The following is a 12781-nucleotide window of genomic DNA, read 5'->3' as shown; positions in this document are numbered from 1 at the left end:
TATGTCAAATTATATAATACTTATTCATAGAAAAAAAGCAAGGTGCGCACATTCGTGAAAAGCACCTATTGATCTGCCTTTTGTCTATGCCCTTTTTTCCCTTGAGCTTATCATAAACAAACATTATGGGATAATAATGAGAAGAATATGTGAAATTGTGAAAAAAGCATGTGATTGTTGACATGCCGCCTTTGTATCCCGTTATAATGACGTTGAGAGGATGTGGAAGACTTTGTCGTACACCATTTATTTAGTGGAAGATGAACAAAACTTAAACGAACTTTTAACCAAATATTTAGAAAGTGAAAATTGGAATGTCTCCTCTTTTTTAACCGGAGAAGCGGCACGCGAAGCAATGAATAAGCCGCCGCATCTATGGATTTTAGATATCATGCTGCCTGATACAGATGGCTACACACTGATTAAAGAAATCAAAGCCGCATCACCTGACGTACCGGTCATTTTCATTTCAGCACGCGACGCAGATATCGATCGTGTCCTCGGTTTAGAGCTAGGAAGCAGTGACTATATTGCGAAGCCATTTCTTCCGCGCGAGCTGATCATTCGGGTGCAAAAGCTGCTTGAGCTTGTGTACAAAAACAGCGATACTCCGCAGCAGCAAAGTGTCACACCCGTCTCCTCATATGTCATTCATGAGGATATAAGAGAGGTGTATGAAGGAGATCAGCTGATTAACTTAACTTCTAAGGAATTTGACTTGCTGCTTTTATTTACACATCATCAAGGACATGCTTTTTCTCGTGAAGATATCCTCATCAAAATTTGGGGACACGATTACTTCGGGACAGATCGTGTGGTCGATGACCTTGTCAGACGATTACGCAAAAAAATGCCCGACTTAAAGGTCGAGACCATCTATGGATTTGGCTATAGGATGCTAAAAGGATGAAGAACAAACCACTCGCTTTTCAAATTTGGATCGTCATCTCTGGTATTTTGCTCACCATCTCGATTGTTCTGATCATCCTATTTTCCAATACATTACGAAATTTTTTCACGAATGAAATTTATAAAAATATCGAAAATGAACAGCAGGTGCTCACAGAATATCCGTTGAACCGAGACGGCTCGCCAAAGTCGACACCGGAAAACCGCTCGGTGCAACACATTCTGATTCCGTCAGATGAATTAAACCAAATGGGGCAGTTTTTCCCGCACGCCTTTATTGAGAAAATCCAAGCCTTTGTGAAAAAACAAAAAAGCGCAACGAAACGCTATTCTGAAGAGGTGAATGGCCAGCACATCTTTTTTGTCATCAAAAAAGTATCAACAGACAATACACAATATATTCTTTTGTCTTATGCGCCAGACTCTTATCGAGATGACCTGTCCTTTACGCTGTTTAAACAGCTGATCTTTATCTTGGGCACCGTTATTTTATTAAGCTGGATTCCATCGATTTGGCTTGCCCGCTACTTATCCCGTCCAATCGTTGCGTTTGAAAAACACGTGAAGCGGATTGCACAAGAGGACTGGGACGATCCTGTCATCGTTGACCGGCAAGATGAAATCGGAAAGCTTGGTCATACCATTGAAGAAATGAGACAAAAACTCATTCAAAAGGATGAAACAGAACGGACTCTTTTGCAAAATATATCACATGACTTAAAGACACCTGTCATGGTCATCCGCGGCTATACGCAGTCGATTAAAGATGGTATTTTTCCTAAGGGAGATCTTGAACAAACAGTGGAAGTCATTGAAGGTGAAGCGGAAAAGCTTGAGAAGAAAATCAAGGATTTGCTGTACTTAACAAAGCTTGATTATTTATCAAATCAACACCCTGCACATGCTTCCTTCCTACTCAGTAATACGATGCTGGAAGTGGTCGACCGAATACGCTGGTCGAAAAATGAATTACAGTGGAACGTGGACTTAGATGATGAGGCTGCTCTTGAAGGCGATCCAGAACAATGGAGCAAATTATTTGAAAATGTCCTAGAAAATCAACTTCGCTACGCAAAAAGGAAAATTGATATTCAAATGAAACAGGAAGAGGATCAAATACGCATTGTCATTCGTAATGACGGTCCTCCAATTGAAGAACATATGCTATCCAGCCTATACGAACCTTTTAGTAAGGGAAAAAAGGGCGAATTCGGTATTGGATTAAGCATTGTCAAAAAAATTCTCTCCATGCATCAAGCGTCTATATCAATTGAAAATGATGATCTAGGTGTACGTTATACGATCACGGTACCAAAGAAGAGACTGTAGGTTTTTGACCGCAGTCTTTTTTAGATGAATGAATACCCATTGAAATCACGGTATGTGGCTTTGATTTTCTTGCCGGCTTGATACATCCATTTCTTTTCAATGGTTGTCTCTTTCGGCATTTTGACTTTTTCTACTTGAATTCCTTTTGTTCGCAAGCGTCTTATCATATCATCGATTTCTCTCATGGAACATCATCCTTTCACATTTTTTGACCAGTTGGTCACCTTACTTTATAATATAAAGAATTACACTGTAAAAAACAAGTTACAATCTGATTAATTTTTGAAAACTTTCGTCGTTTATGACCGATAAGTCACATCTCTTTGCGCACGTTTCCTAAGACATTTGTCTCTCGGTAAGAAAGGATGACATTCATATTGAAAAAGAAAGAGAAAATGATCATTGAGGCTGGCATGAAATTGTTTGCCAGTAAAGGCTACAATACAACGTCTGTTCAGGAAATTGCGGATGAATGCCACATGTCAAAGGGTGCTTTTTATCTTTATTTTAAATCAAAGGAAGCACTGCTCATTTCAATCTTACATTACTATTACGATAAGGTATTTACCCGGATCCACGAGGTTCAAACAGAGGGCGGCACACCAAAGGAAGCCTACCGCAAGCAGCTTACTGTCTACTACGATAATATTTTGCAGCAAAAGGATTTTATTAAAATGCAGCTGAGCGATCGAGCACTGCCAATGAATGAAGAAACGCAGCAGCTCGCAAAACAAATCAGACTTGCCACCATTCAGCTTCACATTGATAACATTAAGCAGGTATATGGAGATGCAGCGATTCCTTATATGGCTGATCTTTGTTTGACAATTGAGGGCATGAGCCACGTTTATTTCGAGCTTGCGATTTTATATGATTTTCAGCTGGAGGCTGAGGAGCTAGCCGCAACGATGATTCACCGTATCGATGATTTGATGGGCGGTATGATGGCGCGACATGATCTTCCGCTCATCTCTGTAGATCAAGCGAGCGATTGGTTTGGTCCTATTTATGAACGGTCATTCGACCCGCTGACAGAATCTCTTTTAAAAGAATTAAGAGAGCAGGCTGAAGCACACTATGAAGTGAAAGACGAGCCTGATTTATTTGAAGCACTCGGCATTCTAGAAAATGAATTAAACAAACAAAAACCTAGACAAGTCATCGTGAAAGGTATGCTGCATCAACTGAAATTGTTCGCACCGCTCCAATCCGTATCTGAGTCACTTTTGCGTATTTTGAAAGAGGATCATTTGTAGAACCCAAGGCAGAACCTGGGTTTCATTTTTGTCCACATCACATTCAATGAAAAAAACCAAGGGCAGCCGCCCCTGGTTTTTATTTTGCTTTCGGTGTCACCATTTCTTCTGGTTTCACAAACTCTTCAAACTGCTCTTCTGTTAACAGCTCTAATTGAAGTGCTGCTTCTTTTAACGTTAATCCTTCTTTGTGAGCAAGCTTTGCAATTTTCGCTGCATTTTCATATCCGATGTGCGGGTTAAGTGCCGTCACAAGCATCAATGAATCGTTCAAGTTTTTCTCGATTGTTTCTAGGTTTGGTTCGATTCCAACTGCACACTTGTCATGGAATGAGTTCATGCCGTCAGCAAGTAATTCAACTGATTGCAAGAAGTTATAGATGATGACCGGCTTAAATACGTTCAGCTCAAAGTTTCCTTGGCTCGCGGCAAAACCGATTGTTGCGTCATTCCCCATGATTTGTGCTGCAATCATTGTTAATGCTTCACTTTGAGTTGGGTTGACTTTACCTGGCATAATGGAGCTTCCTGGCTCATTTTCAGGAATGATCAATTCACCAATTCCGCAGCGAGGACCACTTGCCAGCCATCTCACATCGTTGGCAATTTTCATTAAATCAGCTGCAAGTGCTTTTAGGGCACCGTGTGCATACGTAATTTCATCATGGCTTGTCAGCGCATGGAATTTGTTTGGTGAAGAATTGAAATTTTGACCTGTCAGCTTGCTGATTTCCTCAGCGACATATTGACCAAACTCAGGATGTGCGTTAATTCCTGTACCAACAGCTGTTCCGCCAATCGCAAGCTCTCTCATTTTTTCAGTTGATTCTAGAATCATTTCTTTTGAACGGTCCAGCATGTACACCCAGCCGCTAATTTCTTGACCTACTGTCAGTGGAGTTGCGTCTTGCAAATGCGTACGACCGATTTTAACAATCCCTTGATATGCTTTTGCCTTCTCATCAAGAGTCGCTCTTAATTGATCAATCGCAGGCAATAATTTTTTGTACACAGCTAAAACAGCTGCCACGTGCATAGCAGTTGGGAATGTGTCATTTGAGCTTTGGCTGCGGTTGACGTCATCATTCGGATGAATGCTGAACTCACTATTTTTATCTTTCAAGTAAGCAGTTGCTCTATTTGCAACGACTTCGTTCATATTCATGTTACTTTGTGTCCCGCTACCTGTCTGCCATACAACAAGCGGGAAATGCTCGTCATACTTTCCGCTGATGATGTCATCACATACAGCAGCAATTGCTTCTGCTTTTTCGCTCTCAAGGTTGCCAAGACGTTCGTTGGCAATCGCTGTGCTACGTTTCAAAATTGCAAACGCATTCACAACTTCCTTTGGCATTTTCTCAGAACCGATTTTGAAATTTTCTTTGCTTCGTTGTGTTTGTGCACCCCAGAACTTGTCCTTTGGCACCTTGATTTCGCCCATTGTATCTTTTTCGATTCTAAATTCTGTCATTATGTATCCCTCCATAGCTTTATACACTCAACTCTATTCTATACAAAAAACGAAAATCCTTTAAGCGTTTTCAATTAAAATTTTATCTTTATTTTAATTTTAGTTCAATATAAACGCGGACATCTTTCGAATATTTGTATTTTGGGTTCGTTTTTCCGTAATCCTTTGATGTATATGTCACTTCATAATGCTTGTCAAACGACTGTAGAATACGGTCAATCTCCTCTTTTGTTCCTGCTAAACGAATTTGTGCCATCTTGTTTCCTCCAAAACCCTCATTCTTTCTTTTACCACAAAATAATGTAACACAGAATATTGTTTTTTCAAGCAGGTAATGCTAAGAAAAAGTTATTTGAGGTGGGTGATCCTTTTGAATCAGACTCCATTGAAAGAACACTTATACGATAATCTCTCCGTCATTCTCCCGCAATTAAAGGAAATGGATGATTTGGTCCATGAGAAAAAAACGCTGCCTCACGGGCAGGTTGTTTACTATTTATACATAAAAGAAATGAACGAAAAGATGGAGATTCAAACCTTTTTAAAGCTGCTTCTCCAAGATCATACCTCTCTTACAAAAGAGAAGTTGGAAGCTAATTTATCCATGATGACGACACGTTCGGTGAAGACCTCTGAAGAATTGATCGATGCGATTTTTGAAGGGCATTGCGTGGTGCTGATTAATGGATTTCAGCATGCGTATATTTTAGAAACGCATGGAACGAAGAAACGCAGTTTAGGGGATTCTACATCTGAAACAGTCGTAAGAGGGCCGAAAGTTGGCTTCATTGAAGATTTAAACACGAACTTAGCTCTCGTGCGACAGCGCTTGAAAAACCCTGACCTCAAAACAGTAAACATGAAGATCGGGGAAAAGAAATACACCCAAGTGACCATCATGTACATTGACGGTATCGTTGAAACCTCTGTTTTAAAAGAGGTAAAAAAACGGCTCAAGCAAGTCACCATTGATGATATACAAGACTCTGGTGTTCTTGAGGAGCTCATTGAAGACAATGTGTACTCTCCTTTCCCACAAATTCAAAACACAGAACGGCCGGATAAAGTCGCGTCTGCTTTAAATAATGGCCGGGTCGCCATTTTTGTCGATCATTCACCTTTTGTGTTAATTGTACCTGCTTCGCTCGCGACGATTATGCAATCACCTGATGATTATTATGAAAGATGGATCGCCGCCTCTCTCATTCGTATGCTGCGGTTTACCTCGATCTTTCTGACATTATTTTTATCAGCCATTTATATTGCGCTTGTGTCGTTCCATCAAGGACTTTTACCAACAACTCTGGCTATTTCGATCTCAAGTACAAGAGAAAATGTCCCCTTTCCGCCTATTGTGGAGGCACTCATCATGGAGATGACGATTGAGCTCCTGCGGGAAGCCGGCTTAAGGCTGCCAAACCCGCTCGGTCAAACGATCGGACTTGTTGGCGGGGTTGTTATTGGCCAGGCAGCCGTTCAGGCTCATATTGTGAGCTCGATCATGGTGATTATCGTCAGCGTGATGGCCCTTGCGTCCTTTACTGTTCCTCAATACGGGATGGGCATGTCCTTTCGTGTGCTCCGCTTTGTGTCCATGTTTGCTGCGGCTACCTTTGGTTTATACGGGATTGTGCTGTTTATGCTCGTACTCCTTACTCATCTCACACGGCAAAAAAGTTTTGGCACACCGTATTTCTCACCAGATTTTGTGTTCAGCTATAAAAACGAGGACAATTCCATTATTCGATTGCCCTTAAAAAATCAACAGAAAGGAGAACGAGATGGTCAATCATAAAGAGTCGATATCAAGCTATCAGGCAAGTGCCATTATTGCAAATACAACACTAGGCGCAAGTATGATGATTCTGCCAAGATCGATGGCTCAGGCTGCGGCTACACCTGACGGCTGGATTGCACTCTTACTTATGAGTGTCATTTACATAGTGTTTATTTTTGCAAATGTCCTGATGATGAAAAAAGTCCCCTTCTCCTCTTATTATGATTATACGAACGAAGGGCTTGGGAAATGGCTGGGCGCTCTTGCCAATCTCATGATTATTATTTATTTTCTTGGCGTCGCCAGCTATGAAGTACGCGCGATGTCGGAAATGGTCAAATTCTTTCTGCTTCAAAACACGCCAGTAGCCGTGACAATGATCAGCTTTATTGTAGTTGGGTTTTATCTGGTGATTGGCGGAATTGGTGATTTAGCCCGGCTTTTCCCTTTTATACTGATTGTGACGCTCATCATCTTATTTGTCGCTTATGGACTTAGTCTCCAAGAATTTAAGTTAGATAACCTCCGTCCCGTTTTAGGAGAGGGGTTCTCCCCTGTCTTCAATTCCTTGAATGCATCTGCCATATCGTTTGTCGGCATTGAAATGATACTGTTTATGCCTGCTTATCTGAACACACAAAAACACACCTTTGCTTATGGGACAGTCGGCTTTTTGATTCCTGCGATTATTTATATTTTCACTTATATGATGGTGATTGGTGCGCTGACTGTTAAAGAAACGGCGACTTTGACTTGGCCGACCATTGCCTTATTTCAATCATTTGATATTCAGGGGATTTTTATTGAACGAATTGACTCCTTTTTGCTTATCGTTTGGCTGATTCAGCTTTATACAAGCTTTGTCGGATATACATTTTTTGCTGCAATCGGGGTGTCTAAACTGACCAAGTTTCCTAAAAAAGTGGTCCTTGTTTTAATGGGAATTGTCATTTACTTTGCAGCGATTTTTCCAAAGGATGTCGATACAGTGCGAAATTATTTAACCTATGTGAACAACCTCTTTTTCCTGCTGTTCGGCATTCTCCCGTTTCTCTTATTTATCATCGTGTTTTTCAAAAGGAGGCGGAACACAACATGAAAAAAAAAGCAGCTGTTGCTCTTTTGACGCTGGTTCTATTAAGTGGTTGTTGGGATAGCACAAATATTGAGGAGCTTAACATGGCGATTGGATTTGCAGTAGACAAAGGGGACCAAGGGAATAAATTAAAGGTATCTATGCAAGTCCTCGTTCCTCAAAAGATTTCTCAGGAATCAAACATCAAAGACCCTACGAAAATCATTGAAACAAACGGGGATTCTGTGCATCAAATATTCCGCACAACGGCGCTGAAAAGCCATCGCATTTTCGCACAGCAGCTACGGGTGTTTTTGTTTTCTGAGGAACTCATCAATGAGAATGATTTCGACCTCGTCATTAATCAATTCATTCGAGACAATGAAACGAGGAGAGGAGGCCTCGTCTTTATGACCTCTAAGAATCCTGGAGACATGCTGAAAATCAATGACGACGGACAGCCAGCCTCTACGACCTTATACGATCTTTCTGAGAATAGAAAATCAACCATTCGCATGTTTAAGACTAGCTCATTAGGAGATATTTCTTCTGCCATGCAAAACAATGTATCTTTCGCTATTCCGAAAGTCAGCGTCGATCAAGGAAAATTAATGATCGATGGAGCCTCTATTATTAAGAATAAGCGATTTCTCACCAATATCTCTCCGTTAGCAGTACAGTCATACAATCTGTTAACTGGAGACGGACTGGGTGGAGTCATTGAATTTGAATATGAACACAGCATCTACTCTTTTGAGATATTCAAACTCAAGCACCATATTAAAACCAATAAATCAGCCAGCGGAAAATATCAATTTGATGTGTCAGTGGAACTTGATGGACGATTGTCTGAGGATTGGAATGAACGTGAGAACGCTTTTAATGAAAAGTATCTCAGAGAAATTGAAGGCGTTGTCAAGCGTCGAATAGAGACAAGCGTTAAAGATTTCATCGGTGAATTACAGCACGAGATCAAAGCAGATATTTGCGGATTCTATCAAAAGGCGAGTATTGCCTACCCGAAGGATTTTCGAAAAGAAGCAAAACATTGGGATGAAATTTTTAGTGAATCAGATATTCGTTACAAAGCAAATGTGAAAATCCGTGACTTCGGGACTAAGGGCGCAACACAATCCTTATAGAGTATGTTAAAATGGTAAGAAAAAAAGGGTGTCAATCATGAAACGAGCTTTACTTTCGGCCGGCATTCTATTTTTGATTCTAGGAATACTCCTGTTAGTCGTTGTATTCATGCAATCAAAAGAAGATTTCTTCATTGAAGCCGACAGCTTTTCAAGCACATTTTTGATCGTGATCTATTATGGACAAACCCCTGCGCTCCTTCTTATTGGAGGCGGTATATTCGTCGGACTTTCACAGATCATTGGTTTGCAAGAGAAAAAGGCAGCTTTGGCAAAGGAGAGCGTAAAGCTATTATCCGAGATGAAGAAAGCCCTAGAAGACAAATCGGCCGAGGAGCAGGAGGCTTTTCCAGTTCCTGAGCTCCATCAACTATCCGAACGTCCGATCACAGGACAGAAGGACTAAACTTACGCATGTTCTAGCAGCTTTCTTTTGAAAGCTGTTTTTTTATTTTATTGGATCAGCTTATGACGATGTGCATACACAGCCGCTTGCGTCCGATCTTCTACATCAAGTTTGGAAAGAATGTTCGTAATATGTGTCTTCACTGTTTTAATTGTAATAAATAGTTCCTCAGCGATGACCTTATTCGATTTCCCATCGGCAATCAGCTTCAAGATTTCCATTTCCCTTGCTGTTAATGCATCATGAAGGATCGATCCATTTGAGGAATGACGAAGTTTATTCATCACCTTTCCAGCTACTTTTGATTCTAGTCTTGGTTCGCCGATACTTGCAGACCGAATGGCATCTGCAATTTCTCCTGCCTTGGATGTTTTTAATAAATAACTTAAAGCACCTGCTTCAATCACTGGATAAACTTTATCATCGTCAATAAAGCTCGTCAGAACGATAATTCGAGCATCTTCAATTTCCTGACAAATTCTTTTCGTTGCTTCGATGCCATCCATGCCTTCCATGACAAGATCCATTAAAATGACATCTGGCCTTAATTCAACTGCGAGCTCTACACCTTTTTGTCCATCTGACGCTTCACCAATGACTTCAATATCAGCCTGTGCCTCTAAAAAAGCAGCAAGCCCCATTCTAACCATTTCGTGATCGTCGATTAAAAGCACTCGAATCATCGAACGTTCTCTCCTTTTCCTTCATCAAAAATGGGAACCTTCACATCAATTTGTGTTCCTTTTCCCTCAAATGACATAATCTCTGCGACACCGCCTACTTCACTTGTTCTTTCACGAATTGATTCCAGTCCGTAGGAGGCCGTCTTCACATGATCGGTTTGAAAGCCGATCCCATTGTCGATAATCTTCAGCTGCACCTGCCGATTTCGAATGAGCAGACGAACCGTCACCTTTGTCGCCTTTGCATGCCTGAATACATTTGACAGGGCTTCCTGTACAATTCGGAAGAGGTGATCCTCTACTCCTTTTGAGAGCGGAACATCATCTTCTATTTCCCAATCAATATCAATCGGCTGTTTTGCTTGAAATTCATTTAGGAGCTCAATCAAGCCCTTTTTCAAGTCTTTTCCTTCAAGGGTGATCGGTCTGAGATGAAGCAAAAGCGCACGCATTTCATTTTGTGCATCGCCAGCCATTCGTTCGACTAGGCGCATTTGCTTTAAAATCTTTTCATCCTTTTCCTTCATGACTTCAAGAATCGCAGAGGTCATCATCGAGATCGCAAATAACTGCTGGCTAACCGCATCATGCAGTTCTCGTGCTAAACGCTGACGTTCTTCTGAGACGACCGACTTTTTCATTTGCACCTGCCATTCTGCCCGCTCATTCGAGAGCTTTTGCAAAGAGGCTACTTGACCTTCCACTCGTTTCGCCATTTCATTTAATTGATCAGCCGCTAAGCCAATTTCATCGTCGCCAAGAGACGGCAGTCTGTATGCAAAGTTCCCATTTTCAAACTTTAAAATCGACTCTACAAGCTGATCAAGACGCTTTTTATGCTGATAGCCAAATACATGTGAGGCAGAAAACCCAATGGCAAGACTAATGATCAGTAAAATACAAAAAAACGGGATGCCAAACCAGCGGGTAGAGAGGAGAATCATCGGATCAAGCTGATAATAAAAAAACATGGGCAGCATCGTCATGATGACAACACCAAGCGAGATCCCTACTCCAAGACGAATAGATTGCCACTGGATACCTAGATGGAGTTTCCTCATAAGTATCTCACATCCACATCTCCGATCAGTAAAGAGATGGAGATTTTCACTTTTCGTTTGCTCTCATCGTAATTGTCTGTCATCACATACACTTTACTGCCGAATCCGCTTCTTTTTTCATCAATAATTTTCATATCACCAATGGCAGCTGAAGCACTCACACATACTTCAATATCCTGCGGTACGAAAATATCCACATCTCCGATGAGCCCGCTTATCACGATCGTGCTCTCTTCTTCTGCGATGATGGCCTTTGATAAGTCGATTTTGACATCCCCGATAAACCCTGAAATCGTCAAATCACTTAATTGAAACGGCTTTTTCATCAGCCTGACTTCACCGATAAAAAAGTCATGCTCCTTGCGCGGCTTTGTCTGGCTCTTTGTTTTCTTTTGCTCGCCCTCTTTTTCAAGATTGACTTTCAATGAAGGCTTATCGCTCTCCGGTGCTTCCTTTTTATCGACATCAAAAACAGGTTTGTTTTTCAATAAGCGATAGCCGGCATATATCAAAAAGGCCGCAAATAAATATCCTGTGAGACTAAATGTAATATTGAGCAGGAATTTTAAAAAGAGAAAGCCGGCAAAAATATAGGAAACTGAACCGAGCCAACGTTTGGATCTTGAGTGCAGCCAATAGCCCGCAAGCGCAAAAAACACAGGCCAAAACAAATCGGCTCCGATCCCAATAATTTTGAGAAATAGATTAATACCAAAAATCACGACAATGATGCCTAAAATTTGATTCCTTGAAAAACGCAGTTGACTCGCCTCCTTCCTTTGTTTCGTTCATTACCGCAGCTTTAAGTTTCCGCTTGTCATTTCAATATCGACTAAGTGTGTCCCTTTTCCCCGCGTGCCTGTAAAGCCTCGACCTTCACTATCTGCTTGATCAAAGTGATAGGTGTGATCGACACTTCCACTTGTTTTTTTCACTTGGACATTAAAATCTCCTTCATCCGGCAGGTTAAATTTTGCGCTGCCTGATGTCATGTGAAAAGAGACAGGTGATTCAATGGTATCAAAACTTGCCGTTAATCTACCACTTGTCATTTCTAGCTGCATTTCGCCTTTGACATCTTTAATATCGGCACGCCCTGAGGTTGCTCCAATATCGCTATTTTTCGCATCGATGTGAGACACAGAGAGTCTGCCAGATGTCGCTTTGATTTCGACATTGTTTGCTGAGAAATTCTCGGCATTGAGGTTTCCGCTTGTTGATTTGAGGATCACATCTTCAAGTGCCAGCTTCCCTTCGCCGTCCATCTCACTGACCCCGCTTCCACCCGTAATCTTCACATTTTTATGATAATCTGTTGGCATTTTGACTAAGAGTTCTCCTTTTTCAAATGAAGTGAAAAACAAGAATCCTTTATTTTCAGCACGGATTTTAAATGTACTGCCTGTTTGTTCCGCATACATTTTCCCTTTTCCACCTACGACCATCACGGAAATATCGGAACGATTTTCAGGTTTTACCTTCACGCGAAATCCAGAAAGAGAAATATCTAATTGATCAATTTCATCTTTTTTCGCTGAAGCTGTTGTGACTGGTTTTTCACGGGAGAAACTCAAATGAAAGAGATTTTCGTTTTTGAAAAGCATCCCAATCATTAAAAAGACACCTACGAGTATACAAATTAGACCAATTAATCGCTTCATTCATACCA

Annotated in this window: 14 protein-coding genes; 7 read left to right on the top strand and 7 right to left on the bottom strand. The window is 41.1% G+C overall.

Annotation, left to right across the window (positions count from 1 at the left end):
• Positions 1–232: 232 nt before the first annotated feature.
• Both MHH40_RS14175 and MHH40_RS14170 read left to right on the top strand, forming a co-directional pair.
• The gene (locus MHH40_RS14175) at positions 233–910 is read left to right on the top strand and encodes a response regulator transcription factor (protein WP_050944097.1); all 678 of its coding nucleotides are present in this window, start codon (positions 233–235) and stop codon (positions 908–910) included.
• Complete coding sequence (locus tag MHH40_RS14170) at positions 907–2238, top strand: sensor histidine kinase (RefSeq protein WP_050944098.1); 1332 nt, start codon at positions 907–909, stop codon at positions 2236–2238. Before MHH40_RS14175 ends, MHH40_RS14170 begins: the two co-directional genes overlap by 4 nt.
• A gap of 20 nt (positions 2239–2258) precedes the next feature.
• Here the strand turns inward: MHH40_RS14170 and spxO are convergent, their stop codons facing one another.
• Positions 2259–2423 (bottom strand): anti-adapter protein SpxO, encoded by a 165-nt coding sequence (gene spxO / locus MHH40_RS14165; protein ID WP_003212782.1) that lies wholly within the window; start codon positions 2421–2423, stop codon positions 2259–2261.
• A gap of 192 nt (positions 2424–2615) precedes the next feature.
• On the opposite strand from spxO, the gene MHH40_RS14160 reads away from it, so the two are divergent.
• Positions 2616–3494 (top strand): TetR/AcrR family transcriptional regulator, encoded by an 879-nt coding sequence (locus MHH40_RS14160; RefSeq protein WP_050944099.1) that lies wholly within the window; start codon positions 2616–2618, stop codon positions 3492–3494.
• Between the two features lie 79 nt (positions 3495–3573).
• Here MHH40_RS14160 and fumC read toward each other — a convergent pair whose 3' ends face one another.
• Complete coding sequence (gene fumC / locus MHH40_RS14155) at positions 3574–4968, bottom strand: class II fumarate hydratase (protein ID WP_050944100.1); 1395 nt, start codon at positions 4966–4968, stop codon at positions 3574–3576.
• A gap of 88 nt (positions 4969–5056) precedes the next feature.
• A complete protein-coding gene (locus MHH40_RS14150; protein WP_003213147.1) occupies positions 5057–5224 on the bottom strand; it encodes a YvzF family protein in 168 nt (55 codons plus the stop codon).
• 114 nt (positions 5225–5338) lie between these two features.
• Between MHH40_RS14150 and MHH40_RS14145 the strand changes: the two genes are divergently transcribed.
• The 4 genes from MHH40_RS14145 to MHH40_RS14130 are packed head-to-tail and all read left to right on the top strand — an operon-like array spanning position 5339 to position 9368.
• Complete coding sequence (locus tag MHH40_RS14145) at positions 5339–6763, top strand: spore germination protein (RefSeq protein ID WP_050944101.1); 1425 nt, start codon at positions 5339–5341, stop codon at positions 6761–6763.
• Complete coding sequence (locus tag MHH40_RS14140) at positions 6750–7844, top strand: GerAB/ArcD/ProY family transporter (RefSeq protein WP_050944102.1); 1095 nt, start codon at positions 6750–6752, stop codon at positions 7842–7844. Before MHH40_RS14145 ends, MHH40_RS14140 begins: the two co-directional genes overlap by 14 nt.
• Positions 7841–8962 carry a Ger(x)C family spore germination protein gene (locus MHH40_RS14135; protein WP_050944103.1) on the top strand — a complete coding sequence of 374 codons (1122 nt, stop codon included), beginning with the start codon at positions 7841–7843 and terminating at the stop codon, positions 8960–8962. Before MHH40_RS14140 ends, MHH40_RS14135 begins: the two co-directional genes overlap by 4 nt.
• A gap of 37 nt (positions 8963–8999) precedes the next feature.
• Positions 9000–9368, top strand: coding sequence for a hypothetical protein (locus tag MHH40_RS14130; RefSeq protein WP_012011213.1), 369 nt, complete (start codon positions 9000–9002; stop codon positions 9366–9368).
• 47 nt (positions 9369–9415) lie between these two features.
• Here MHH40_RS14130 and MHH40_RS14125 read toward each other — a convergent pair whose 3' ends face one another.
• Genes MHH40_RS14125 through liaG form a run of 4 tightly spaced genes read right to left on the bottom strand, consistent with a single transcriptional unit; the run spans position 9416 to position 12773 of the window.
• Positions 9416–10051, bottom strand: coding sequence for a response regulator (locus MHH40_RS14125; RefSeq protein ID WP_003213157.1), 636 nt, complete (start codon positions 10049–10051; stop codon positions 9416–9418).
• Positions 10048–11112 carry a two-component system sensor histidine kinase LiaS gene (liaS, locus tag MHH40_RS14120; RefSeq protein ID WP_003212649.1) on the bottom strand — a complete coding sequence of 355 codons (1065 nt, stop codon included), beginning with the start codon at positions 11110–11112 and terminating at the stop codon, positions 10048–10050. Before liaS ends, MHH40_RS14125 begins: the two co-directional genes overlap by 4 nt.
• Complete coding sequence (gene liaF / locus MHH40_RS14115) at positions 11109–11873, bottom strand: cell wall-active antibiotics response protein LiaF (RefSeq protein ID WP_034620120.1); 765 nt, start codon at positions 11871–11873, stop codon at positions 11109–11111. Before liaF ends, liaS begins: the two co-directional genes overlap by 4 nt.
• Positions 11874–11903: 30 nt before the next feature.
• Complete coding sequence (liaG, locus tag MHH40_RS14110) at positions 11904–12773, bottom strand: LiaG family protein (RefSeq protein ID WP_050944104.1); 870 nt, start codon at positions 12771–12773, stop codon at positions 11904–11906.
• Positions 12774–12781 lie beyond the last annotated feature (8 nt).

The organism is Bacillus sp. FSL K6-2431, from assembly GCF_038005165.1.
Lineage (GTDB): Bacteria > Bacillota > Bacilli > Bacillales > Bacillaceae > Bacillus > Bacillus pumilus.
This window is presented reverse-complemented; position numbering and strand designations above follow the sequence as displayed.

Coding starts and splice junctions, on each gene's coding strand:
- MHH40_RS14170 (WP_050944098.1), top strand. CDS start 907: ATGAAGAACAAACCACTCGCTTTTCAAATTTGGATCGTCATCTCTGGT.
- spxO (WP_003212782.1), bottom strand. CDS start 2,423: ATGAGAGAAATCGATGATATGATAAGACGCTTGCGAACAAAAGGAATT.
- fumC (WP_050944100.1), bottom strand. CDS start 4,968: ATGACAGAATTTAGAATCGAAAAAGATACAATGGGCGAAATCAAGGTG.
- MHH40_RS14150 (WP_003213147.1), bottom strand. CDS start 5,224: ATGGCACAAATTCGTTTAGCAGGAACAAAAGAGGAGATTGACCGTATT.
- MHH40_RS14140 (WP_050944102.1), top strand. CDS start 6,750: ATGGTCAATCATAAAGAGTCGATATCAAGCTATCAGGCAAGTGCCATT.
- MHH40_RS14135 (WP_050944103.1), top strand. CDS start 7,841: ATGAAAAAAAAAGCAGCTGTTGCTCTTTTGACGCTGGTTCTATTAAGT.
- MHH40_RS14130 (WP_012011213.1), top strand. CDS start 9,000: ATGAAACGAGCTTTACTTTCGGCCGGCATTCTATTTTTGATTCTAGGA.
- MHH40_RS14125 (WP_003213157.1), bottom strand. CDS start 10,051: ATGATTCGAGTGCTTTTAATCGACGATCACGAAATGGTTAGAATGGGG.
- liaS (WP_003212649.1), bottom strand. CDS start 11,112: ATGAGGAAACTCCATCTAGGTATCCAGTGGCAATCTATTCGTCTTGGA.
- liaG (WP_050944104.1), bottom strand. CDS start 12,773: ATGAAGCGATTAATTGGTCTAATTTGTATACTCGTAGGTGTCTTTTTA.